Origin of the sequence: Streptomyces sp. NBC_01276 (genome assembly GCF_041435355.1) — a bacterium.
Lineage (GTDB): Bacteria > Actinomycetota > Actinomycetes > Streptomycetales > Streptomycetaceae > Streptomyces.
In genome coordinates this window covers 4,611,683-4,634,788 of the sequence record NZ_CP108442.1, presented here as the reverse complement: position 1 = coordinate 4,634,788, position 23,106 = coordinate 4,611,683, and the positions used below count along the sequence as shown (strand labels likewise).

The 23,106-nt window shown below is 72.6% G+C and carries 18 protein-coding genes, 1 pseudogene and 1 riboswitch; of the genes and pseudogenes, 6 read left to right on the top strand and 13 right to left on the bottom strand.

Features of this window, described 5'->3' with window-relative positions; translation table 11 throughout:
- Positions 1 to 25 precede the first annotated feature (25 nt).
- A complete protein-coding gene (locus OG295_RS20805; RefSeq protein ID WP_371678233.1) occupies positions 26 to 2,569 on the top strand; it encodes an ABC transporter permease in 2,544 nt (847 codons plus the stop codon).
- A 94-nt stretch (positions 2,570 to 2,663) separates the two neighbouring features.
- Here OG295_RS20805 and OG295_RS20800 read toward each other — a convergent pair whose 3' ends face one another.
- Both OG295_RS20800 and OG295_RS20795 read right to left on the bottom strand, forming a co-directional pair.
- A complete protein-coding gene (locus tag OG295_RS20800) occupies positions 2,664 to 4,040 on the bottom strand; it encodes a class I SAM-dependent methyltransferase (RefSeq protein ID WP_371678232.1) in 1,377 nt (458 codons plus the stop codon).
- 166 nt (positions 4,041 to 4,206) lie between these two features.
- Positions 4,207 to 5,592, bottom strand: a complete 1,386-nt coding sequence (locus OG295_RS20795; RefSeq protein WP_371678231.1) for an NAD(P)/FAD-dependent oxidoreductase — start codon at positions 5,590 to 5,592, stop codon at positions 4,207 to 4,209.
- Between the two features lie 530 nt (positions 5,593 to 6,122).
- Between OG295_RS20795 and OG295_RS20790 the strand changes: the two are divergent.
- Together OG295_RS20790 and OG295_RS20785 are read left to right on the top strand one after the other, a co-directional pair.
- A pseudogene (locus OG295_RS20790) lies at positions 6,123 to 6,338 on the top strand (type II toxin-antitoxin system Phd/YefM family antitoxin); the annotation flags it as partial.
- Positions 6,335 to 6,604, top strand: coding sequence for a type II toxin-antitoxin system RelE/ParE family toxin (locus OG295_RS20785; RefSeq protein ID WP_371678230.1), 270 nt, complete (start codon positions 6,335 to 6,337; stop codon positions 6,602 to 6,604). The pseudogene OG295_RS20790 and the gene OG295_RS20785, both read left to right, overlap by 4 nt.
- A gap of 66 nt (positions 6,605 to 6,670) precedes the next feature.
- On the opposite strand, the gene OG295_RS20780 is transcribed toward OG295_RS20785, so the two are convergent.
- The 7 genes from OG295_RS20780 to OG295_RS20750 form a co-directional block, all read right to left on the bottom strand.
- Positions 6,671 to 7,642 carry an exopolyphosphatase gene (locus OG295_RS20780; protein WP_371678228.1) on the bottom strand — a complete coding sequence of 324 codons (972 nt, stop codon included), beginning with the start codon at positions 7,640 to 7,642 and terminating at the stop codon, positions 6,671 to 6,673.
- Positions 7,639 to 8,181: a DUF501 domain-containing protein gene (locus OG295_RS20775; protein WP_371678227.1), complete on the bottom strand. Its 543-nt coding sequence runs from the start codon at positions 8,179 to 8,181 to the stop codon at positions 7,639 to 7,641. The genes OG295_RS20780 and OG295_RS20775 overlap by 4 nt, the downstream gene beginning before the upstream one ends.
- A 56-nt stretch (positions 8,182 to 8,237) precedes the next feature.
- A complete protein-coding gene (locus tag OG295_RS20770; RefSeq protein WP_371678226.1) occupies positions 8,238 to 8,726 on the bottom strand; it encodes a septum formation initiator family protein in 489 nt (162 codons plus the stop codon).
- Positions 8,727 to 8,825: 99 nt separating this feature from the next.
- The gene (eno, locus tag OG295_RS20765; RefSeq protein ID WP_030028493.1) at positions 8,826 to 10,112 is read right to left on the bottom strand and encodes a phosphopyruvate hydratase; all 1,287 of its coding nucleotides are present in this window, start codon (positions 10,110 to 10,112) and stop codon (positions 8,826 to 8,828) included.
- A gap of 293 nt (positions 10,113 to 10,405) precedes the next feature.
- Positions 10,406 to 11,158, bottom strand: coding sequence for a transglycosylase family protein (locus OG295_RS20760; RefSeq protein WP_371678225.1), 753 nt, complete (start codon positions 11,156 to 11,158; stop codon positions 10,406 to 10,408).
- 2 nt (positions 11,159 to 11,160) lie between these two features.
- Positions 11,161 to 11,330, bottom strand: a riboswitch (cyclic di-AMP (ydaO/yuaA leader).
- Positions 11,331 to 11,605: 275 nt separating this feature from the next.
- Positions 11,606 to 12,622, bottom strand: coding sequence for a transglycosylase family protein (locus OG295_RS20755; RefSeq protein WP_371678224.1), 1,017 nt, complete (start codon positions 12,620 to 12,622; stop codon positions 11,606 to 11,608).
- Between the two features lie 136 nt (positions 12,623 to 12,758).
- On the bottom strand, positions 12,759 to 14,042 hold the full coding sequence (locus OG295_RS20750; RefSeq protein ID WP_371678223.1) for a cytochrome P450: 1,284 nt from the start codon (positions 14,040 to 14,042) through the stop codon (positions 12,759 to 12,761).
- A 121-nt stretch (positions 14,043 to 14,163) separates the two neighbouring features.
- Between OG295_RS20750 and OG295_RS20745 the strand changes: the two genes are divergently transcribed.
- The gene (locus OG295_RS20745) at positions 14,164 to 15,369 is read left to right on the top strand and encodes a globin domain-containing protein (RefSeq protein ID WP_371678222.1); all 1,206 of its coding nucleotides are present in this window, start codon (positions 14,164 to 14,166) and stop codon (positions 15,367 to 15,369) included.
- Between the two features lie 63 nt (positions 15,370 to 15,432).
- On the opposite strand, the gene OG295_RS20740 is transcribed toward OG295_RS20745, so the two are convergent.
- Entirely contained in the window at positions 15,433 to 16,431 is a 999-nt protein-coding gene (locus tag OG295_RS20740) for a MazG family protein (RefSeq protein WP_371681250.1), read from the bottom strand.
- 130 nt (positions 16,432 to 16,561) lie between these two features.
- Positions 16,562 to 17,188, bottom strand: a complete 627-nt coding sequence (locus tag OG295_RS20735) for a SurA N-terminal domain-containing protein (RefSeq protein ID WP_371678221.1) — start codon at positions 17,186 to 17,188, stop codon at positions 16,562 to 16,564.
- Positions 17,189 to 17,365: 177 nt separating this feature from the next.
- Between OG295_RS20735 and OG295_RS20730 the strand changes: the two genes are divergently transcribed.
- Positions 17,366 to 19,759 carry a YfhO family protein gene (locus OG295_RS20730; protein ID WP_371678220.1) on the top strand — a complete coding sequence of 798 codons (2,394 nt, stop codon included), beginning with the start codon at positions 17,366 to 17,368 and terminating at the stop codon, positions 19,757 to 19,759.
- Positions 19,760 to 19,822: 63 nt separating this feature from the next.
- Here the strand turns inward: OG295_RS20730 and OG295_RS20725 are convergent, their stop codons facing one another.
- Together OG295_RS20725 and OG295_RS20720 are read right to left on the bottom strand one after the other, a co-directional pair.
- Positions 19,823 to 21,337, bottom strand: a complete 1,515-nt coding sequence (locus tag OG295_RS20725) for a protein kinase (RefSeq protein WP_371678219.1) — start codon at positions 21,335 to 21,337, stop codon at positions 19,823 to 19,825.
- Positions 21,334 to 22,026 (bottom strand): hypothetical protein, encoded by a 693-nt coding sequence (locus OG295_RS20720; RefSeq protein ID WP_371678218.1) that lies wholly within the window; start codon positions 22,024 to 22,026, stop codon positions 21,334 to 21,336. Before OG295_RS20720 ends, OG295_RS20725 begins: the two co-directional genes overlap by 4 nt.
- A gap of 271 nt (positions 22,027 to 22,297) precedes the next feature.
- Between OG295_RS20720 and OG295_RS20715 the strand changes: the two genes are divergently transcribed.
- Positions 22,298 to 23,095 (top strand): hypothetical protein, encoded by a 798-nt coding sequence (locus OG295_RS20715; RefSeq protein WP_371678217.1) that lies wholly within the window; start codon positions 22,298 to 22,300, stop codon positions 23,093 to 23,095.
- The last annotated feature ends 11 nt before the right edge of the window (positions 23,096 to 23,106 follow it).

Sequence of the window (23,106 nt, the reverse complement as noted above, 5' to 3'; positions counted from 1 at the left end):
CTTCCAGCCCCAGGACTGAGATCCCATGTTCCGTACCGCCCTGCGCAACGTCCTCGCGCACAAGGCCCGGCTGCTGATGACGGTGCTCGCCGTCACCCTCGGCGTCGCGTTCGTCTCCGGCACCCTCGTGTTCACCGACACGCTCAGCAAGGCCATGTCCAACCAGTCCGCGAAGTCCTACGAGGGCGTCGCGGTCTCCGTCACCGACTACGGCCGCGGCCGCGCTGAGGACGGCCAGAAGCAGGGCGACCCCGGCATCGGCCAGCAGACCCTCGACAAGATCAAGGCCGTCAACGGCGTCGACTCGGTCTCCGGCCGCGTCCAGGGCTTCGCCGGCGTCGGCGACCAGAACGGCAAGCTGATCGGCAGCGGCTGGGCCAACGCCGGTGCCAACTTCGCCCCCGTCAAGGACGGCAAGGACCCGCGCTACGCCTTCACCGAGGGCACCGGTCCGGTCAAGGACGACCAGATCGCCCTCGACAAGGACAGCGCCGCCAAGGGCGAGTACCAGGTCGGCGACAAGGTCCGCGTCGCCACCAACGGCCCGGTCCGGGAGTTCACCCTCACCGGCGTCTTCACCACCGAGGACGGCGCCGTCAACGCGGGCGGCAGCCTCGTGCTCTTCGACACCAAGATCGCCCAGGAGCTCTACCTCCAGCCCGGCTTCTACCGCGAGCTCTCCATCGCCGCGAAGCCCGGCACCACCGCCGACCAGCTGCTCGCCGACGTCAAGCCGCTGCTGTCCAAGAGCGCCGAGGCCAAGACCGGCGCCGCGCTGGCGGCCGAGCAGGCCAAGGACATCGAGACGGCCATGTCCGGCATGAGCACCGGCCTGCTGATCTTCGCCGGGGTCTCCCTCTTCGTCGGCATCTTCCTGATCTACAACACCTTCACCATGCTGGTCGCCCAGCGGACCAAGGAGCTGGCGCTGCTGCGCGCCGTCGGCGCCAACCGCGGCCAGGTCAAGCGCTCGGTCCTCGCCGAGGCCGCAGTGGTCGGCCTCGTCTCCTCGGTCATCGGCCTGGCCTGCGGCATCGGCCTCGCGGTCGCCATGCGCTCCGCGATGGAACTCTTCAACGCCAAGATCCCGGCCGGTTCGCTGATCATCGCTCCGATGACCGTCGTCGTCGCCCTGGTCATCGGTGTCCTCGTGACCATGCTGGCCGCCTGGCTGCCCGCCCGCCGGACCGCCAAGATCGCCCCGGTCGCCGCCATGGGCAGCGTCCACCTGCCCGCCACGATGAAGTCCCTGGTGCTGCGCAACATCATCGGCAGCGTCCTGGCCGTCATCGGCGTCGGCGTGGTCCTGCTCGGCGCCAGCCAGAAGAGCGAGGGCCGCACCACGATCGCCGGCGGCGCGTTCTTCCTGGTCATCGGCCTGTTCGTACTGCTGCCGATGCTGTCCCGCCCGGTCATCGCCGCGGTCCGCCCGCTGCTGGAGAAGGTGTTCGGCGTCTCCGGCAAGCTGGCCGCGCAGAACGCGGTGCGCAACCCGCGCCGCACCGCCGTCACCGCCGCCTCGCTGACCATCGGCCTCACCCTGGTCACCGCCATGTCGGTCATCGGCATCACCGTCGGCCAGGCCATCGACCGGCTCAGCACCCAGAACATCAAGGCCGACTACCGCGTCACGATGGCCGGCGAGGGCATGAACCTCGACAAGTCCGTGCTCCCCGCCCTGGAGAAGGGCAAGGGCGTCACCGCCGTCTCCCCGAAGACGATGGAGATGGTCAAGATCGGCGACGGCCACCGGACGGTGAGCGGCGTCAACCCGGCCGCCCTCGACGCGGTGCTGAACGTGAAGACCACCGCCGGTGACCTCGCCTCCCTGGGCCAGGGCAAGCTGATGGTCTCCGCCGAGGAGGCGGGCAAGAGGGGCCTGTCGGTCGGCTCCACCGTCGACGTCCAGTACGACGACGGCCAGAAGGGCCGGCTCCAGGTCGGAGCCCTGTACGACGGCAAGGACCAGCTGGAGGACTACGTCCTCGACAACAGGATCCTCGCCGCGCACAACGAGTCCCAGTACCTGCCCGAGGTGCTCGTCAAGGTCTCCGGCGGCACCTCCGACGGGGGCCAGCAGGCCGTCGTCGACGCCCTCGGCAAGAACCCGGCCATCAAGGTCTCCGACAAGGCCGCCATGCGCGACGAGATGGCCGGCATGATCAACACGTCCCTGAACATCATGTACGGCCTGCTCGGCATGGCGCTGATCATCGCGGTCCTCGGCGTGATCAACACCCTCGCGATGTCGGTCTACGAGCGCCAGCAGGAGATCGGCATGCTGCGGGCGATCGGCCTCGACCGCGGCCGGGTCAAGAACATGATCCGCCTGGAGGCCGTGGTCATCTCGCTCTTCGGCGCGGTCCTCGGCATCGGCGTCGGCGTCTTCCTCGCCTGGGCCGGCGGCCGGACCATCGCGGGCTCCGTCCCGGGCTACGAGCTGGTGATCCCCTTCGACCGGATCGGGATCTTCTTCCTCCTCGCCGGACTGGTCGGCGTCCTGGCCGCCATGTGGCCGGCCCGCAGCGCCGCCCGGCTGAACATGCTGACCGCCATCAAGACCGAGTAACCGGGCAGCGGACGCGGCGCACGCGCACGAAGGGCCCCGGGGCACTCCCCCGGGGCCCTTCGGCGTCCGGTCTCCCGGTCGCACCGCTACGCCGTCACGCGCCCCACGTACGCGTCCTCAGCGGCAACCCCGAGGCCGCCGCGCCCCCGGGCCGTACCGCCAGGATCTGGTTGACCCCGAGCCGGCCGTGCTCGAAGCCGAGCGCGGAGGCCGCCATGTAGAGACGCCAGACGCGTGCGCGGCCGGGCGAGGTGAGGCGTACGGCCTCCTCCCAGTGCTCCTCCAGCCGGGCCACCCAGGCCCGCAGGGTGAGCGCGTAGTGCTCGCGCAGCGCCTCCACGTCGCGGACCTCGAAGCCGGCCCGCTCCAGTTCGCCGACGGTCGTGCCGACGGGGGACAGCTCCCCGTCGGGGAAGACGTAGGCGTCGATGAACTCGTTGATCCGGTAGGCCTCTTCGTCGGCCTCCGGCGGACGCGCGATCTGGTGGTTCAGCAGCCGGCCGCCGGGGGCGAGCAGCGCGTGCAGGGTGCGGGCGTACTCGCGGTAGCGCTCGGCGCCGACGTGTTCGGCCATCCCGATGGAGGAAATGGCGTCGTACGGGCCGTCCTTGACGTCCCGGTAGTCCTGAACCCGGATCTCGATCCGGTCGGTCAGGCCCTCCTCGGCGATCCGCTTGCGGGCGTAGGCGGCCTGTTCGCGGGAGAGGGTGACCCCGGTGACCCGGACCCCGTACTCCCGGGCCGCGTGCAGGGCCATGGAGCCCCAGCCGCAGCCGACGTCGAGGAGCCGGTCGCCCTCCTTGAGGCCCAGCTTGCGGCAGACCAGGTCCAGCTTGTCGCGCTGGGCCTCCTCCAGGGTCCCGCCGGGGCTCCAGTAGGCGCACGAGTAGACCATCGAGGGCCCGAGGACGTGCTCGTAGAAGGCGTTGCCCACGTCGTAGTGGTGGCTGATGGCCTGGCGGTCGCGGCCCTTGGAGTGGATCTGCCCGCCCCTGCGGGCCGCCTCCTCCGCGGGCGGCGCGGGCGCCGCCCAGGGCCGGGCCAGGGCCACGAGCTCCCGTACGGCGGCCCGGCTCACCGGATCGCGGAGTAACGCGGCCGTCCCGGCGGCGCCGGAGGCGAGCGCGGGCAGGTGGGGGCGCAGGGCGGTGAGCTTGCCCAGGCCCGTGCGGGGCGCGGGCGTGGCGGGTGCCTCGGCGGGCTCCCGCTCCCAGAGCAGTCCGGCCACCCGGTCCAGGACCTCGAACAGGTCGCCGTCGACCGTCAGGTCCCCGGCGACCCAGGCGCGGGCCAGCCCGAGTTCCCCGGGCATCCACAGGACGCGGCGCAGTGCGCGCCGGTTTTCGATCACCAGGGTGGGGCCGGTGGCGGGACCGGCTTCGCTGCCGTCCCAGGCTCGTATGCGTACGGGCAGGGGGGCGCCCAGCAGGGTTTCGGCAAGAGCGGCCAGCCGCGGCGCGGCGTCGGTCATCGTAGGCACCTCCATAAGTTCCGACCGAACGGCCTACCCGTTTCGGGCACGCGTCAATCAGAACCGGCACCGGGTACGCCGAAGGGGCCGCCCGCACCACGGATGGCGGGCGGCCCCTTCGGGGACGTACGGGTACTGCTCGGGTTCCTGCCGGCGGGTGCCGGGGTCAGGAAGCCTTGGCCTTCTGGGCCGGAGCCGAGGCGGCGGCCGGGGCCGGAGCCGGCTTGGCGGCCTCGTAGAACTCCTCGCGCGGGGTCTCCAGCGCTCCGAGGGAGACGACCTCGCGCTTGAGGAACATGCCGAGGGTCCAGTCGGCGAAGACGCGGATCTTGCGGTTCCAGGTCGGCATGGCCAGACCGTGGTAGCCACGGTGCATGTACCAGGCGAGCCGGCCCTTGAGCTTGATCTTCATCTTGCCCATGACGATCATCGCGACGCCCTTGTGGAGGCCGAGGCCCGCCACCGCACCCTTGTTGGAGTGCGCGTACTCCTTCTGCGGGAAGCCCCGCATGCCGGAGATCACGTTGTCGCCGAGGACCTTGGCCTGGCGCAGCGCGTGCTGGGCGTTCGGCGGGCACCAGGCGTTCTCGACGCCGGCCTTGCGGGCGGCCATGTCGGGAACCTGGGCGTTGTCGCCGGCGGTCCAGATGTAGTCCGTGCCCTTGACCTGGAGGGTCGGCTCGGCGTCCACGTGGCCGCGGGGGCCGAGCGGCAGGCCGTAGCGGGCCAGGACCGGGTTGGGCTTGACGCCCGCGGTCCACACCAGGGTGTTGGAGTCGACCTCAAGGCCGTTCTTCAGCACCACGTGGCCGTCCACGCAGGAGTCCATGGAGGTGTTGAGGTAGATCTCGATGCCGCGCGACTCGAGGTGCTCCTTGCCCCAGGTGCCGAGCTTGGGCCCGACCTCGGGAAGGATCTTGTCGGCCGCGTCGACCAGGATGAAGCGCATGTCCTCGCGCTTGATCGTGGAGTAGTACTTCGCGGCGTCGCGGGCCATGTCCTCGACCTCGCCGATCGTCTCGGCGCCGGCGAAGCCGCCGCCGACGAAGACGAAGGTGAGCGCCTTGCGGCGGACGTTCTCGTCCGTCGTGGACTCGGCCTTGTCGAGCTGCTCGAGGACGTGGTTGCGCAGGCCGATGCCCTCTTCGACGCCCTTCATGCCGATGCCCTGTTCGGCGAGGCCGGGGATCGGGAAGGTGCGGGAGACGGCGCCGAGCGCGATCACCAGGTAGTCGAAGGGCAGCTCGTACGCCTCGCCGACCAGCGGCGTGACGACGGCGACCTTGCGGTCCTGGTCGATGGTGGTGACCCGGCCGGTGAGAACCTCAGCCTTGGGCAGCACGCGTCGCAGCGGGACGACGACGTGCCGAGGCGAGATGCTGCCTGCGGCCACTTCGGGGAGGAAGGGCTGGTAGGTCATGTACGACCGCGGGTCGACGACCGTGACGGTCGCCTCGCCGTAGCGCATCTTCTTCATGATGCGCTTGGCTGCGTACAGGCCTACGTACCCACCTCCTACAACGAGGATCCTGGGACGCTCCGTGGTGCTCATGGAACGAGTATCCAGCACCCCAAGGGGTGACGCTCGTGAGCCCCTTCACAAGGTGCCACAGACCCTCTGCTACACTGCGCGGCCCACGTGACCCAGATCATGGCGCACAACGGGAACCGGAGTGGATCGGAAATCGTTGTTCACCCGTCCTGAACTGGCCTCCAGGGCCTGAACCGGACTGGACCACCGCTCTTCGTCCATACCTCTGATACGAAACCCGCAGCCCTACTTCTTCGCACAAACACACGGAGAAACGGCCTCGCGACCCCCGAGAACCCCTCGAAGGACCCTCCCCGCGGCCCAACAGGCCCTTTTTCCTTGTGAAGAACTTCACGAAGTTCGTGCGGAGGAGGGGACTTTCGGCCTCCGCGAGCCCTCCGCCCGGCCTCCGCTCGGCCTCCGCTCGGCCCTCACTCGCCCCGACCACGACCACCCCATCGGGCGGAACACGATGTTCAGCCCCGGGACGCGCGAAGGCCGCCCACGGGACTCCGGGCGGCCGGTGCGAGCCGTACCGGCCCACGACGGGCAACCGGGCCGAGCAGGGCGCCCCGACGATCATCACCCGCAACGGTGCCCCGGTGGCCGCCCTCGTACCGATCGCCGATTTCAACGCGCTGGAAGAAGCGGCTGACGAACTGCTCGCGCGGGAGGCAGAAGCCGTGCTCGCCGAGGGCGGACCGACCGTGACCATGGCCGAGCTCCTCGCCGACCTGTTCAGCGAACGGGGTGACGGCGCGGCGTGAAGTACGCGTTCCGGTTCACGACCGCCGCGCAAAGGCAGCTCCGGGCGATCGACAAGCCGGCCGCCATGCGGATCCTCGCCGCCCTGACCGCGCTGGGGGACGACCCCTTCCGCGAGGACGCCGACATCAAGGAACTCACCGGACCCTCCGGCCTCTACAGGCTCCGGGTCGGCAGCTACCGGATCGCCTACCAGGTGCTCGACGGCGAGCTCGTCGTCCTCGTCGTCAAGGTCGGCGACCGTCGCGACGCCTACCGCACCATCTGAACGCAGAATACGGCGGCGGCGCTCCGGTGGACTCACCGGAGCGCCGCCGTTCAGCCGTGCAGCAGGTCAAGACCGCTGCTTGGCGGCCTCGGCCTCTTCTGCTGCCTTGATCGCGATGCCGTCGAGGATGTCGTGCTCCGAGACCACGACCTCGGCGGCTCCCGTCCGCTCCATGATCGCGAGCAGGACCAGGGCGCCGGCGCCGATCACGTCGACCCGGCCCGGGTGCATCACCGGGATCGCGGCGCGTTCGGCGTGCGTCGAGGCGAGCATGCGCTCGCTGATCTCGCGGACCCGCTCGTAGGGGATCCGGGAGTGGTGGATCGCCGAAGAGTCGTACTCCGCCAGGTCCAGGGCGATCGCGGCGACCGTGGTCACCGAGCCCGCCAGGCCCACCAGGGTGCGGGCCCCGTCCAGCGGGACCGTCTGCCCGGCCAGGTCCAGGGCCGCCTCGATGTCGGCGCGCATGGCGGCGACCTGTGCGGCGGTCGGCGGGTCGGTGACCTGCCCGTCCACGACCAGGTGGCGCTCGGTCATCCGGACGCAGCCCACGTCCACCGAGCGGGCCGCCCGTACGTGCTCCTCGCCGACCACGAACTCCGTCGAGCCGCCGCCGATGTCCACGACCAGGAAGGGCCGCTCCAGGTGGGTGTGGCCGGTGAGTTCGCGGGTGGCGCCGGTGAAGGAGAACTCGGCCTCCTGGTCCCCGGAGATCACCTCGGGCTCCACGCCCAGGATGTCCAGGACGCCCCGGACGAAGTCGTCGCGGTTCTCGGCGTCCCGCGAGGCCGAGGTGGCCACGAAACAGACCCGCTCGGCACCCAGCTCCTTGATCACCGCGGCGTACTCGCGGCAGGCCGCGAAGGTGCGCTCCAGCGCCTCCGGGGCCAGTCGGCCGGTCCGGTCCACGCCCTGGCCGAGCCGGACGACCGTCATCCGGCGGTCCAGCTCGACCAGGTCACCGGTGGCCGGGTCGCAGTCCGCGACGAGGAGGCGGATGGAGTTCGTACCGCAGTCGACGGCCGCGACCCGGGTCACGCGCCGGCCTCCGCCGTCTTCTCCCCGCACGGGGTGACGCAGGCGCCCTTGGCCCACCACTCGGGCAGCATCGCCAGGGCCTCGTCGCCGAAGGGGTTCACGCCGGGGCCCGCGGCCAGCGAGTGGCCGACGAGCACGTGCAGGCACTTCACCCGGTCCGGCATGCCGCCGGCGCTGGGGAAGCCCTGGAGCACCTCGATGGCGTCGCGCCGCCGGATGTAGTCCTCGTGCGCGGCCCGGTAGGCGGCGGCGAGTTCCGGGTCCTCGGCGAGCCGGGCCTGCATCTCCTTCATCACGCCGTTGGCCTCCAGCGTGCCGATCGCGGAGGCCGCGCGCGGGCAGGTGAGGTAGTAGAGCGTGGGGAAGGGGGTGCCGTCGGGGAGGCGCGGGGCGGTCTCCACGACGTCCGGCTGGCCGCAGGGGCAGCGGTGCGCGATCGCGCGCAGCCCGCGCGGGGGGCGGCCGAGCTGCTGCTGGAACGCGTCGATGTCCGCGTCGGTCGGCTCGGTCCGGTCGGTCTGGGGCGGGGGCGTCTGCATGCCTGGAGGAAGTCTCTTCGTTCTCGTGGGTGGGTGCGGGGACGGGTCGGGCGGCCTCAGTCGCCGGGGCGGTCGGCCTTGTCGACGCCGTCCCAGACGTTGGAGTACCAGGGGCGGTCGGATCCCGACTCCCCGCCGCGATGGTGTTCCGCGGCTCCGGAGCCGGGGTCGGTCATGATGTAGCCGACCTCCCCCGGACGCAGGAAGTGCAGGTGCCTGCGCGCCTGCTGCTCCGCGTAGGCCGGGTCCTGCCAGCGGGCCTTCTCGTCCCGGAGCTGGTCGAGGCGCTTGCGCGCGTCGTCGGCGGCCCGCTGCTGGTCCGCGATCTCCGAGCGCTGGGAGACGTACTGGCGCATCGGATAGGCGAGGGCGACGACCAGGGTACAGAGGACGAGCACCAGCAGGGCCGCCCGGCCGGTGAGCCGGCTGCGCCGGATGTGCCGGCGGGACTGCGAGCGGTAGACGTGGGCCGCGGTGCGCTCGCCGAGCTGCTTGAGCCTGGTCGCCGTCGAGAAGGTGGAGAACCGATCCCGGTTCCCGGCCATGGTCCCGCCTCCCCTGGTGCGTACTACGCAAATACGTCCCCGCACACGGTACGGGACCGAGTGCGGGGACGTACGGAGGCCAGCGCCGAGAGGCGGTGATTAGCCCTTGAAGCGCGGGAACGCCGAGCGGCCCGCGTACACCGCGGCGTCGTCGAGGATCTCCTCGATGCGCAGCAGCTGGTTGTACTTGGCGACGCGGTCCGAGCGGGCCGGGGCGCCGGTCTTGATCTGACCGCAGTTCACGGCGACGGCGAGGTCGGCGATGGTGACGTCCTCGGTCTCGCCGGAGCGGTGCGACATCATGCACTTGAAGCCGTTGCGCTGGGCCATCTCGACGGCGTCGAGGGTCTCGGTCAGCGAACCGATCTGGTTCACCTTCACGAGCAGGGCGTTCGCGGAGCCCTCCTCGATGCCGCGGGCCAGGCGCTCCGGGTTGGTGACGAAGAGGTCGTCGCCGACGATCTGGACCTTGGCGCCCAGGCGGTCGGTGATGGTCTTCCAGCCGGCCCAGTCGTCCTCGAACAGCGGGTCCTCGATGGAGACCAGCGGGTACGCCTCGACGAGCTCGGCGTAGTAGTCGGTCATCTCGGCGGCCGAGCGGGACTGGCCCTCGAACTCGTACTTGCCGTCCTTGTAGAACTCGGACGCGGCGACGTCGAGCGCGAGCGCGATGTCCTTGCCCGGGGTGTAGCCGGCCTGCTTGATGGCCTCGATGATGAGGTCGAGCGCGGCGCGGTTGGACTCCAGGTTCGGGGCGAAGCCGCCCTCGTCACCGAGACCGGTGGAGAGGCCCTTGGTGTGCAGGACCTTCTTGAGGGTGTGGTAGACCTCGGCACCCCAGCGCAGCGCCTCGGAGAAGGACTCCGCGCCGATCGGGGCGATCATGAACTCCTGGATGTCGACGTTGGAGTCGGCGTGCGACCCACCGTTGAGGATGTTCATCATCGGAACGGGCAGCAGGTGCGCGTTCGGGCCGCCGAGGTAGCGGAAGAGCGGCAGGTCCGAGGCCTCGGACGCGGCGTGCGCGACGGCGAGGGACACGCCGAGGATGGCGTTGGCGCCGAGGGAGCCCTTGTTGTCGGTGGCGTCCAGGTCGAACATGGCCTGGTCGATCAGGCGCTGCTCGGTGGCGTCGTAGCCGACGAGCTCCGGGCCGATCTGCTCGATGACGGCGAGGACGGCCTTCTCGACACCCTTGCCCATGTAACGGTTGGGGTCACCGTCACGGAGCTCGATGGCCTCGAACGCTCCGGTGGAGGCGCCGGACGGAACGGCAGCACGGCCGGTGCTGCCGTCGTCGAGGCCCACCTCGACCTCGACCGTGGGGTTGCCTCGGGAGTCCAGGATTTCCCGGGCTACGACGACGTCGATGGACGGCACGAGCATCTCCTTCTGGGATGTGACGCTGGGTGTGCGGTGGCGGGTGGCCGTGGGACGGCCTTGCCGACTAGAGCCTAACCGGCTCCGGGCACTGGGCCTGTCGCCGCCCGGGTCCTGGGACGAAAAAGGGCCCGAATACCCCTCTTCCCTGACATAAGACCCTCACCTGTCCGCCCTCGGCGGCAGCCGCCGCAGGTCGGCGGCGGCGCACAACACACCGCCGCCCGGCGCGTGGGAGACGCGCCGGGCGGCGGGAAGCACTACGGGCCGGGCCCGGTGATGCGGTGTTACGCGGGAGTTCAGCTGAGCTTCAGCTTCTGCCCCGGGAAGATCATGTCGGCGTCGTCGACGATGTCCTTGTTGAGCTCGAAGAGCTTCTCCCAGCCGCCCTTGACGCCGTTGGCCTGGGCGATGGTCCCGAGGGTGTCGCCCTCCTTGACCTCGTACGAGCCGTTGCCGGTCTTCACCGTGCCGGTCGACGGGGTGCCGGCCTTCGGGGTGGACGGCTTGGCCGGGGCCGGCTTGGCCGGGGTCCAGTTGCCGGAGCCGGAGCCGGAGGCCTTGGTCTCGGTGTCGGCCTTCGGGGTGGAGGGCTTCGCCGGGGCGGGCTTGGCCGGGGCCGGCTTGGTGTCGGGCTTCGGCTTCGACGGGGTGGTGGTCGAACCGCCGCCGTTGTACGCGGAGTTGGACAGGCCGACGCCGCAGGACGGCCAGGCGCCCTTGCCCTGGCCCTTGAGGACCTTCTCGGCGATGGCTATCTGCTGGCTCTTGGAGGCCTGGTTGGCCTGCGAGGCGTACGCCTTGCCGCCGTACGCGGCCCAGGTGGAGGACGAGAACTGCAGGCCGCCGTAGTAGCCGTTGCCCGTGTTGATGGACCAGTTGCCGCCGGACTCGCAGGAGGCGACCTTGTCCCACTCGCTGACGGTGGCGGCGCTCGCGGAGCCCGCGGCCATCAGGGGGGCGGCGACCGCGACACCGGCGACACCGGCGAGCGTGACGATGCGGACGGCCTTGGAGCCGCGACGGTGCTTGCCCTTGCCGGAAAGCAGCATGGAGTTCTCCTCACCGACGCCTTCGAGGTGAGCTGTCGGGTTCGGGCGGATGAGTTGCCCGGTCACGTGTCGAGCACGTGGCTTAACCCCTAGCCGGTCGCGACCGTCTCTCAACGGCCTTTCCCGGCGCCTACCTTGGTTCCCCCGCTCCTGCCTTCGGCGCTTGACGCGACGACTGTTCCCTCCGTCCGCCGGCAGGATTCGGCGATGCGGTCGAAGGAGCCCGCGGTGGCGAGCGATTCAGAAGGTAGGCAGGTCTCTCCCCGATGTTCAACGCGCGACATCAGGGAGAAACCGGCCTACTTGCATTCCTCAAATGGGCGTTTTCGCAGGTGAGGGCGGGGTTTGCGGAAGTTCCGGAACGAGACACGCCAGTTGACCGGAAGAGACGCATGTCTCATTTACCGATAACGGACATTCAGGTCTTTCCGGATGCCCGAACTGCCCTTATTTCTTGGTTAGATCCAGGTTCTGACCCGGCTTGATGAGGTCCGCGTCCCCGCCGATGACCTGCTCGTTGGCCTGGTAGAGGGCGGTCCAGCCGCCCTTGAGTCCCTTGGCTTTCGCGATGTCGGTCAGGCTGTCGCCCGCCTTCACCGTGTACGTGGGGTCGGGGGTGCCGGACGCCGTGCCGGGCGCGGTCGCCACCTCGACGGCCGCCGGGCCGCGGTGCTTGCCCGCGCCCTCGCCCTTCTCCGCGGCCGGAGAGGCGGGGTTGGCGCCGGGGGTCGTCGGGGCCGGGGAGGCCGTCGGGTCCACCGGGGCGGTCGGGCTGACCGGGGCCGTCGGGGAGACCGGGGCGGTCGGGTCCACCGGGGTGGTGGGGGTGACCGGGGGCGTGGTGGTCGGCGCGGTCGGGTCCGGGTCCGGCATGACGGGCAGTCCGGTGTTCGGGCCCAGCGGGTAGTCCGGCAGCCCGCTCGGGCTCGTGGACGGGGAGGCGCCCGGCCTACCCGGCTGCGGGGTCGGGGCCCCGAAGTCCGTGGCGCGCCCGCTCGAACTCTTGTCGGGGACGGCGTTGTCCGGCCGGGTCGGGGTCGGGGCGACCGGCCCGTGGCGGTCGCCGGGGTCCACCTGCGGCGCCGGCCCCTGCTGGGTCAGCCCGGCCGAGGCGGAGCACAGCGGCCACGCCTGGGGGCCCTGGGAGGCCAGCACGGTCTCGGCGACCGCGATCTGCTGGGAGCGGCTGGCGAGGTCGGGGCGTTCCGCGTAGGCGAGTCCGCCCGCGTTCTTCCACTGCTCCAGGCTGAACTGGAGGCCGCCGTAGGCCCCGCTGCCGGAGTTGGCGCTCCAGGTGCCGCCGCTTTCGCAGTCGGCGACCTTGTCCCACGTGGCGGTGTCGGCTGCGCTCGCGTTCGTGGCGGCGAGCAGCGGCAGGGCCAACGCGGAGCCGGTGACTCCGGCGGTGACGACCAGGGCTGGTACCTGGCGGGGGCGTCTGTGGCGGCCGTTCCCGGGAAGCATGTGGCTGCACCTTTCGCATAACGGCGGGGTAACGGCAGAACCTAGCCGCCTTCGAACGGATGTCACAAGTTCGGGCCGGGGCTGACTTCCGGTCAGCCGATCGGTTTCCGCCGCCGGGTTGCCGGACCCCGGTGTTTCAAGGTGTGAAGCGGACCGGGAGGGTGCGCAGGCCCCGCATGATGAGCCCGCCGCGCCAGCGCAGGTCCGTGGGGGGAACGGCAAGTTCCAGATCCGGCAGACGCGTCAGCAAAGTCGCGAGCGCCGTCTGGCCTTCGAGACGGGCGAGCGGGGCGCCGAGGCAGTAGTGGATCCCGTGGCCGTACCCGAGGTGCTGATTGTCACTCCGGGAGAGGTCGAGGGTGTCGGGGTCGGCGAACCGGGCGGGGTCGCGGTCGGCCGCCGCGAGGACCACCAGCACGGGGTCCCCGACGGCGACGTCCTGCCCGCCGAGGGTCAGCGGCTCGGTCGCGAATCGCCAGGTGGCCAGCTCCACCGGCCCGTCGTAGCGCAGCAGTTCCTCGATGCCGGTCTCCAGGAGGGCGCGCTCCCCGGCCGCGAGGGAGTCCTGGAGGCGCGCGCGCTGGTCCGGGTTCACGAAGAGGGCGTGCAGGCCGTTCCCGATCAGGTTGACCGTGGTTTCGAAGCCGGCGAACAGGAGGATGAAGGCCATCGCCGTGGCCTCCGCCTCCGTCAGGTGGTCCCCGTGGTCGCTCGCCCGGATCAGGTCCGAGATGAGGTCATTGCCCAGATCATCCCGCTTGCGGTGGATCAGTTCCCCGAGATAGGTGCGGATCTGCTTCACGGAGCGGGCCACCCCGCCGCGCGGTCCCCCGCCGTGCCGGATCATCATCCCGGCCCAGTCGCGGAAGTCGTCCTGGTCCTCGCGCGGTACGCCGAGCATCTCGCAGATGGCGTAGATGGGGAGCGGGAAGGCGAACTCATGGATGAGATCGGCCTCCCCCCGCTCCGCGTCGCCCGCCTTCTCGACGATCCTGTCGATCAGGTGGTCGGTGAGCTCCTGCACGCGCGGGGTGAACTCGGCGACCCTGCGCGGGGTGAACGCCTTCGACACCAGCCGCCGCAGCCGGGTGTGGTCCGGCGGGTCGATGTTCAGCAGGTGCGTCATCAGCTCCGCCTTGCGCTCCCCCGGGATCCCGGTCTTGCCCTTGGCGTGCGCGGGTTCCGCGTGGTGCGCCGGGTTCTTGCTCAGCCGCTGGTCGGCGAGGGCCTGGCGGGCGTCGGCGTAGCGGGTCACGAGCCAGGCCTCGACCCCGCTGGGGAGCTTCGTGCGGTGCACCGGGGAGTGCTCGCGCAGCCAGGCGTAGGCCGGGTAGGGGTCGGTCGCGAACTCCCAGTCGAAGAGGGTCGGCCCCTGGGAGGGGGAGCCGTCGGCCGCGGGAGTGGAGGTCTGCTCATGCACCTGACGACGTTATCCCGGCCGGAAGCCGCCATCCCATATAGGCGGTTCGTCGCGGCTGTCCGTAGATGGGCCATCGCTTGACCTCGGCTTCCACGACATTCCTACTTTCGGATTTGTGGACGTGAGGATCTTGAAAAGCAGTTTCGCGGTGGTGGAGAGACGGGCCGAGCACGCGGTCAAGTTCTTCTACTCCCACCTCTTCTGGCACCACCCCGGACTCCGCGCCCTCTTCCCGGCCTCCCCCGAGGACATGGAGCGCCAGCGCGACCGCCTCTTCGCCGCGCTCACCCACGTCGTCGCGCAGCTGGAGAGCGAGACCCTCCTCCCCTATCTACGCGACCTCGGACGCGACCACCGCAAGTTCCTCGTCGGCCCCGAGCACTACGCGGCCGTCGGCGCCAGCCTCCTCGCCGCCCTCGCCCAGACCTCCGGCGAGGCCTGGACCCCCGTCGTCGAAAAGGCCTGGACCGAGGCCTACCAGGTCATCGCCGACGCGATGACGGCCGGCGCCGCCGCGAGCGCGGAGCCCCCCTGGTGGGACGCCGAGGTGGTGCGCCACCTGCAGTACGGAGAGGACATCGGCGTGCTCACCCTGCTCCCGCACGTCCCGCTCCCCTACCGGCCGGGCCAGTACGTCAGCGTGAGCAGCGAACGCGTCCCGAGGACCTGGCGCACGTACTCCCTCGGCAACGCGCCCCGCCCCGACACCACCGTCGACCTGCACGTGAGCCGCATCGAGGGCGGCCGGCTCAGCACCGCGCTGGTCCGCGACGTGCGGCCCGGCGAGCTGCTGCGGCTCGGCGCCCCGGGCGGCGCCCTGGTGCTGCGCCGCGAGGACCGGCCCGTCACCCTCATCGCGGCCGGCACCGGGTGGGCGCCGGTCCGGGCCATGCTGGAGGACCTCGTGGCGCACCCTCCCGATCAGGACGTGCGCCTCTTCGTGGTCGCCCGGGACGGCGCCCACCTCTACGACCGCCCGCTCATCGACGGGTACGCCGCCTCCTGCCGGTGGCTCTCCGTCACCTACATCACCCCCGCCCCCGGGCGGCACCGCAACCAGGCCACCGGCCGGCTGGCCACCGCCCTCGGCAACCGGGCCCTGTGGCGGGAGCAGGACGTCCACCTCAGCGGCCCCGCGCAGTTCGTGGAGGAGACCGTGGGCCTCCTGGAGGAACTGGGCGCCCGCCCCGACCGGCTCTTCCACGACGCCGTCCCCGCCTCCGCCCCCGCGCGGACCCGGCCCCAGGGCTTCGGCGAGTGGTTCCTGGGCCGCCCCGACCCGCACTGGCACAACCCGGCGGGACGCACCCCGCGCGACAGCTACTGAACCGGGCGCCGCCGCCCGCCCACCGCCCGGCGCCCCTACCGCCTACGGACCCGGGCCGCCGGCTCAGCCGACGCCCTCGGCCACCCTGATCGCGTCCCGGTACGCGCGGGCCGCCGCGCGCAGCGCCGTCTCGGGGTCGGTGCCCGCCGCCTCGGCGCGCGCCGCCAGCGCGAGCAGTTCGTAGCCGACGCCCTCGCCGCGGGGCAGTTCCACGTCGATGCCGCCCGCCCGGACCCGGCCGGCGAGCTTGGCCGCGAGCGCGAGCCCCGGCTGGCCCAGCGGGATCCCGTCGGTGACCGACTCCCGCTGCTTCTCGACCGCCTTGGTGGCCTGCCAGTGCGCGTTGACGTCCTCCGGGGAGTCGGCCCGCGCGTCCCCGAAGACGTGCGGGTGGCGGCGTACCAGCTTGTCCACCAGGTCTCCCGCGACGTCGTCGATGGAGAAGGCCGCCTCCCGTCCTTCCCCTTCTTCTCCCTCTTCTCCTCCCGCTTCCCCTACCGGTTCCTCCGCCCGGCCGGCCTCCTCGGCGATGCGGGCGTGGAAGAACACCTGGAGCAGCACGTCGCCGAGCTCCTCGCGCAGCGCCGCGCGGTCGCCGTCCTCGATCGCCTCGACCAGCTCGTACGCCTCCTCGATGGCGTACTTCACCAGCCCCTCGTGGGTCTGCCGGGAGGTCCACGGGCATTCGCGCCGGACCCGGTCCATGACCTGGACCAGGTCGAGCAGGCGCGCTCCGGGCAGGTCGTAGGAGCCCGGCAGCAGTTCCAGGTCGGGCATGCTGACACGGCCGGACCCGGCGAGACGGGCCAGTCCGTCCGTGAGCCGCTGATCGCCCTCGCCGCCCGGGATCACCACGACCGTACGGCCGCCCGCGCACGCGTCGACGAGCCCGTGCGCGTCGGGCACCTCCCGCGCCACCTCCACCCCCGCCTCGCGCAGGTACGGCAGCTGCGGATGGGCCGGATCGGCGCACAGCACCAGGTCCGCGGCGCGCAGGGTCCGCCAGGCCGGCCAGGAGAGCAGGCCGGGGGCGACCCGGTGGCTGGCGGTCAGCAGGACGATCCGGCCGGGGCCGGCACCGGCTTCGGCGCCGGCTTCGGCGGGGGCACCGGCGCGGGCATCGGCGGAGGCGGCGGGGGCGGGTTCGGCGGTGTGGTCGGTCACCCTCCGAACCTACCTCCGCCCGCGCGCGTCAGGCTCCGGCGGGTCCCGCCTGCTCCGGACGGGTCCGCTGGGTGATCCACGGGGTCTGCTGGTCACCGAGGATGATCTGCTGCGCGTCCCAGCGGCCGTAGCGCGGGTTGACCTCGATGTGCAGGGCCTTCGCCGCCTGCCCGAGCTTGGCCAGGGCCTTGTCCTGGCTGCCGTAGTGCTCGAAGAGCTTGTCGCGCAGCAGCTTGAAGCGGGTGTCCGCCTCCAGCTGGTCCGGCGCCAGCTGCGCCTGCTGCAGCGCGGCCGCCGCGAGCTCCTTCTCCCCGCCCGCCTGCTGCAGCTGCGCCTTGCGGACCTCTTCGATCTCCCGGGTGTTCACGCTCAGGCCCGCGTCGTCGGCGGCCCGCTCCAGGACGGCGGTCTGGATCATCTTGTTGAGTTTGAGGCGCTCCAGTCCGGCGGTCGCCTCGATGAGCTGCGCACCCTGCCCGGAACGGTTCTGCGCCGTGCGGACGTGGTTGACCTGGGCCTGGAGCGCGGAGGTGGTGATGCGTTCCCCGCCGACGACGGCCGCCGTGCCGGGGCGCGTCCCGCCCGAACAGGCGGCCAGCAGGGGGGCCGCCGCGAGGAGGGCGGCGGAGACGGAGAGCGCTGTGCGACGGTGCAAAGGAGCCTCCAGGGCCGGGAGATTGTGCGTCGGTGCACAAGGGCCGTGCGGTGATCGATGGTATGCAGTCAGGGTGGTACGGGCCACCGCTTCGACCAACGATTCGGGGGGTGTTGGGGTGCGAGTTCACCCCCCGGCCACCGCCCTGCCCACCGTTCCTGGGATGGTCGCTCCACCATGTCGACACAGCAGCTCGCCCCGCGCCGCGTCCCCGGCCGTCCCGTCCCCGCTCCCCCGCGCCGCTCCGCGCGGCGGGCCGGCCTGGTGGGGGCGGCGTTCGCGGCGCTGGTCACCGTCGTGGCCGTGTGCGGCGGGGACGCCACCGCGCGCGTCTTCCCGTACGGGCCCCGCCACCGCAGCGTCAACGACCTCGGCAACCAGTTCGTGCCGTTCCACGCGCACCTGTGGGACCTGCTGCACGGGCGGGCGCAGGGCGGTCTCCTCTTCAACTGGCAGTCCGGGTACGGGACCAGCTTCCTGCCCGATCTGGGGACCTATCTGACGAGCCCCTTCGCCGTGCTGGTGGCGCTGTTCCCGCGCCAGGACATCGACCTCGCGGTGTACGCGGTCACCGTGCTGAAGACGGCCGCCGCGGCGGCGGCGATGGCCTGGCTGCTGCGCACCCAGCGGCCCGGGCCGTGGTGGGCCGCGGGACTGCTGGGGGCCTCGTACGCGCTGTGCGGCTGGTCGGTGATCGAGGCCTCCTACAACCCGATGTGGCTGGACGGGCTCATCTCCTTCCCCCTGCTGTGCCTCACCGGCGAGTGGGCGCTGCGCGGGCGGCGGCCCGTGCTCGGGGTGCTGGTGGTGGCGGTGGGCTGGACGGCGAACTTCTACACCGCCTACATGGCCACCCTGGGTGCGGCCCTGGTGCTGTTGGTGCGGGTGGTGCTGACCCGGGAGGGCGCGAGGGAGCGGGCCCGGGTGGTCGGGCGGGCGGCGGGGACCGTGCTGCTGGGGATCGGGCTGGCCGCGCCGGTGCTGGTGCCGCTGTTCCTGAGCTCGAAGCAGGCCTATCCGGGGTGGTCCCGCCCGTTCGGTCCGGTGCCGTGGTCCGACCTGTTCGCGCGGCTGATGCCGGCGACGTACTCCTTCAACTCCCCCGCGGTGTTCGTGGGCACCGGGACCCTGCTGCTGGTCGCGGCGCTCCCCTTCCACCGGGCCCTGCCCGCCCGGACCCGGTGGTGGTGGGCCGGGCTGGTGACGGCGGTGCTGCTGTCGCTGCAGTGGGAGCCGACCCACCTGGCCTGGCACCTGTTCGCCACCCCGAACGGGAGCGCGTACCGGCAGACCTTCGTGCTGGCCGGGATCGTGGTGATCGCCGCCTGGACGGGGCTGGCGGCCGGACCGCCCTCGGGACGGGCGCTGGCGGCGGGGGCCGCGGTGCTGGCGGCGGCCGGGCTGTGGGCGAGCGGCAGCGCCCTGACCACCACCTGGGGGTACGCCCTGTCCGTCGGCGGGCTGGCACTGACGGCCGGGGCCTGGTGGGCGCTGCGCCGGCCGCGGCTGCTGCTGCCCGCCGCCGGTCTGCTGGCGGCGGTGCTGGTGGCGCAGGCCGCGGCGACGACGGCGTACGGCCACAAGGGCAAACTGGCCGGGCTGGACGACTACCCGTCCTGGAACGCGGCGCACACCCGGCGCGCCGAGGCCCTCGCGGGCGCCGAGGGCTGGCCCGCGTACCGGACCGACGCGGGCCGGCCGGCGCTGTCCGGCAACGACCCGATGCTGCTGGGCGGCGAGGGCGGCTCGTACTACAGCAGCCACACCCCGGACGTGTTCACCCGCACGATGCAGGCGCTGGGCGCGGGCTGGACCTCGCGGGGCCGCAACGTGCAGAGCCTCGACAACCCGGTGACGGACGCGGTGTTCGCGGTCGGCGCGCGCCTGAAGCCCGACGGCACGATCGCCCGCGCCGAGGTCCCGCCGCTGGTCACCGTCCACCCGGCGGGCCCCGAACCGGCTTACGGGGAATCCCCCTTCGCCAACCAGGAGCTGCTGCTGGGCGCGGAGGTCTACGAGGACCCGGTCGCGCCCGGGGTCTGCCGGGCGGGGACGGAGGCCTACCTGTGGGCCCCGGAGTACAACGCCACGGCCCGCCTCGCCGGTGGCCGCCCGTTCCGGCTGAACGGCAGCGCCCCCCGCAACCGGGCGGCGCTCCAGCCCCTCGGGCTCTCGCGCGGGCCCGCCTCCAGGCTGGTCTTCGACCGGCCCGCCCCGGCGCGGTGGGCGCTGTCCTGCCTGGACCGGCCCCGCCTGTCGGCGGCGGTGGCGGCCCTGCGCGCCACGGCCGCCACCTCGGTCAAGGTCACCGACTCGGGCCTGCGCGCCACCCTGCCGCCGGGCAGCCGGGGCACGGCCGTGGTCGCGGTCCCGGCGATCGCGGGCTGGACCTGCGACGGCCGCCCGGCCCGGTCCCGGCTCGGCCTGCTGGCCGTCCCTCTGGACGGCCGCACCACCGCCTTGACCTGCTCCTTCCGCCCCCCGGGCCTCGTCCTGGGCACGGCGGCGGCCGGCCTGTCGGCGCTGGTGGTGCTCGGCCTGGCGCTCAGGCGCCGGCGGCGGGCGCGCTGACGCGGGGGTCACCGGCGCCGGGGCTCCCTGTCCCGGACCGGGGGCCCGGCCCCGGCCGGGAGGTCAGCGCACCTGGCCCAGCCACTGCAGGGTGCGGCGGACGTCCACCGCGAGGGGGTGGCCCGGCCCGTGGACGCGGTCCGTGTCGTACAGGAGGCGGACCAGGGTGTCGTGGGCAGCGGGGCGGTCGCCCAGCGACAGCAGCAGGTGCGCTATCCGGCGGCGGACCTCCAGCGGGAGGCCCGGGTCCGGGTTGGCGTAGTGGTTCTCGAACAGGGGCAGCAGCGACCGGTACTCGGCCAGGGCCGCCGCCGGCTCGCCGAGCTGCTCCAGGCACTGCGCGGCGTCGTAGCGCAGGCGCAGCGCCTGCGGGTCCCCGGCCGGGAACTCGTCCGCGAGGCGCCGCAGTTCGGGCAGGGCGCGGCGGAACTGGCCGTCGTCCATCAGGGTGGCGGCGTACTGCTTGCGCAGCGAGCGGACCACCGGGGAGTGCTCGCCGTGCTCGGCGGCCGCCGCCGGGAGGATCCCGCCGAGGATGTCCACGGCCCGGGTGAGCTGCCCCTGGTCGAGCAGCTTGCGGGCCTCGTCCACCGCGCCGGGGATGTCCGGCCGGGGCGGCGCGGGCGGGTCGGCCGGCCGGGGCGGGACGACGGCGGCCCGGTCCGGCCAGGGCGCCTGGGGGCGCAGGAAGGGGCGGGTGGGGTCGAGGGGGCCCGCCGGGGAGCGGCTGCCGCGGGCCGGGAGCAGGGGTTCGAGGGCCTCGTAGACCTCCTGCGCGGAACCGGGCCGGTCCTGCGGGTCCTTGGCGAGCAGGCGCAGCATCAGCGCCTCCAGCTCCGGCGGGATCTCGGGGCGCAGCGGACGCACCGGGGCCGGGGGCTCGTAGAGGTGGCGGTGCAGGACGCCGAGGGCGGTCGATCCGGCGAAGGGGACGTTGCCGGAGAGGAGTTCGTAGAGCAGCACGCCGAGGGCGTAGAGGTCGGTGTAGGGGCCGACCGCGCCGCCCATCGCCTGTTCGGGCGCCATGTAGGCGGGACTGCCGATCGGGGAACCGGTGCTGGTGAGGCGGGTGGTGTCGGTGTCCATCACGGAGGCGACGCCGAGGTCCAGGACGAGCACGGTCCCGTCGGGCCGGATCATCACGTTGCGGGGCTTGAGGTCGCGGTGGACGATCGGCACCGCGTGCACGGCGGAGAGCACGGCGCACAGCTGCGCGACCACCGCGACCGCCCAGGACCACGGGTACGGGTCGTGCCCGGCGAGGTGGTCGGCGAGGTCGGAGCCCTCGACGTAGCCCATGACGAGGTAGAGCTCGTCGCCGTCGTTGCCGGCGTCGTGGACGGTGACCAGCCCGGGGTGGTCGACCTGGGCGGTGACGCGGCATTCCCGCACGAAGCGGCGGCGCAGCTCCTCGGCGACGGTGCCGGGGCCGGCCACCCGGTCGGGGCGCAGCAGTTTGACGGCGACGCGCCGGTCCAGGCGGCGGTCGTAGGCCGTCCACACCTGGCCCATGCCGCCCTGTCCGAGGATGGTGGCGAGCTGGTAGCGCTCGCCGATCAGGCGTTCGCTCTCGGTCACCGGTTCGGGTCCTGGAACGCCGTGCTGTTCGGGTCCTGGTAGGGGCCGCCGGGCTGCGGGGGCTGCGGCGGGCGGGCCGGGCCCTGACCGGGGCCCTGACCCTGACCCTGACCGGGGCCCTGGCGGCGCAGGAGCTCGCTGAGTTCGTCGAGTTCGGCGCGCACCTGCCCGAGGCGCGGCGGCGGCGGCGTCTGCGGGGGAACCTGCGGGGGCGCCGGCGCGGGGGCCGGGTTCCGCACGGGCGGATAGCCGTAGGAGGGGGTGGTCTGCTGCCCGCCGTACGGGGCCTGCGGGCCCGCCGGGTACCAGGGCGCGGCCCCGACGGCCGGGGCGGGGCGCTTGTTCTCGTGGTGGCGGATGTCCGCGACGAGGTGGTACACGCAGATCGCGAAACCCGTGAAGATCGAGCCACCGGCGCCGAGGTTGCCCTGCCAGCCGTTGACCTCGGCCGTGGGGTCCATCTCGATGAGGGTGAGCCAGACGATCGACAGCACCCCGCTGATGACCAGCAGCGCCCAGTCCCGCCCCTTGCGGGTGAGGATCGCGAGCCGCAGCACCGACCCCCAGGCGAAGAACCCGCAGCTGAGCAGCGGCAGCGCCGTGAACAGCACGCGCAGCGTCATCTCGCTCCCGGAGAGGGAACGGTGGCCGTGGGGGCCGTGCTGCGGCGGGAGGCCGGGGCCGTGCATCGCTGCTCCTGACGAGGCGTACGGAAGGGTGCTGGTCTGAGCGTATACAGCCTTTCCGGCCGTCCGTGAGGGGAAGGCCCCAACCGTTGCAGGGTCGCAGCCCGGTCGGTCCGGGCCGCCCGTCCGCCGGACCGGCCGCGGCGCGCCCCCTGGACGACCCGCGCCCCGACCGCCCCGACCGCCCGCCTTCCCCCTCCCTCCCCTCCAGTCCCCCTCCGGGTGGCCGTGGTTACCCTCTGGGTTCCTGACCGATCCCAGGGGGGGACCCGTCTTGCGCACCACACCACCCGTACACGTGTCCATGGCCGCACTCGCCTGCGCGGCCCTGCTGACCGCCGGCGCCACCGCCTGCGGGCCGAAGGCCGCCGACGCGGCGGCGCGGCGGACGCCGTCGGCCTCGGCCTCGGCTCCGGCGCCCGACCCGCTCGCGGACAAGGACCCGGCCGCCGTCCTGCGCTCCGCCTACGAGCAGACGGATCTGGCCGACTCCAAGCGGGCGACCGTCCAGCGCACCATCGGCGACCGCCAGATCAGGGCGGACCTGTCCTTCGAGGGCGACAGCACGTGCTGGGGCCAGGTCACGGTCTTCCGGGCCGGGGTGGGGGAGGTCCTGATGGAGGACGGCAGGTTCTCCTTCAGGGGCGATGCCGGATTCCTCCAGAACCATTTCGGGGACGGGCCCGTCAAGACCCCCGACGACCAGGACGGCTGGTTCGACGTCAGGCCGGGCGACCCGTCGGTCGCCCACCTCCTCGCCCTCTGCGCGGAGGGCCGCCCCTCCCGTGCCTTCCCGGCCGAGCGGACCGGCGTCCACCGGGAGCCGGACACCTACAAGAACGGCAAGCCGGTGGCGGTGTTCACCTCGAAGGGGCCCGGCGGCGTCGAGCTCATCGACCACGTGCTGCTGGACGGCGAGCCGTACCTCGTCAGGCACTGGCAGCGGGGCGGCCCGGACGCCGGCAGCGCCGAATACGCGGAGCTGCGCCGGCCCGGCGCCCCCGCCGGCGGCGCGTCCCGGGCCGGGGCCGCCCGCCCCGTGTCTCAGGCACCCTCTACGCTCGACGGCTGAGCCTGTTCGAC

What these genes read in the sequence shown, in the direction of transcription:
- OG295_RS20805 (WP_371678233.1), top strand. Translation starts at nt 26, where the DNA reads ATGTTCCGTACCGCCCTGCGCAACGTCCTCGCGCACAAGGCCCGGCTG.
- OG295_RS20800 (WP_371678232.1), bottom strand. Translation starts at nt 4,040, where the DNA reads ATGACCGACGCCGCGCCGCGGCTGGCCGCTCTTGCCGAAACCCTGCTG.
- OG295_RS20795 (WP_371678231.1), bottom strand. Translation starts at nt 5,592, where the DNA reads ATGAGCACCACGGAGCGTCCCAGGATCCTCGTTGTAGGAGGTGGGTAC.
- OG295_RS20775 (WP_371678227.1), bottom strand. Translation starts at nt 8,181, where the DNA reads ATGCAGACGCCCCCGCCCCAGACCGACCGGACCGAGCCGACCGACGCG.
- OG295_RS20770 (WP_371678226.1), bottom strand. Translation starts at nt 8,726, where the DNA reads ATGGCCGGGAACCGGGATCGGTTCTCCACCTTCTCGACGGCGACCAGG.
- eno (WP_030028493.1), bottom strand. Translation starts at nt 10,112, where the DNA reads ATGCTCGTGCCGTCCATCGACGTCGTCGTAGCCCGGGAAATCCTGGAC.
- OG295_RS20760 (WP_371678225.1), bottom strand. Translation starts at nt 11,158, where the DNA reads ATGCTGCTTTCCGGCAAGGGCAAGCACCGTCGCGGCTCCAAGGCCGTC.
- OG295_RS20755 (WP_371678224.1), bottom strand. Translation starts at nt 12,622, where the DNA reads ATGCTTCCCGGGAACGGCCGCCACAGACGCCCCCGCCAGGTACCAGCC.
- OG295_RS20730 (WP_371678220.1), top strand. Translation starts at nt 17,366, where the DNA reads ATGTCGACACAGCAGCTCGCCCCGCGCCGCGTCCCCGGCCGTCCCGTC.
- OG295_RS20720 (WP_371678218.1), bottom strand. Translation starts at nt 22,026, where the DNA reads ATGCACGGCCCCGGCCTCCCGCCGCAGCACGGCCCCCACGGCCACCGT.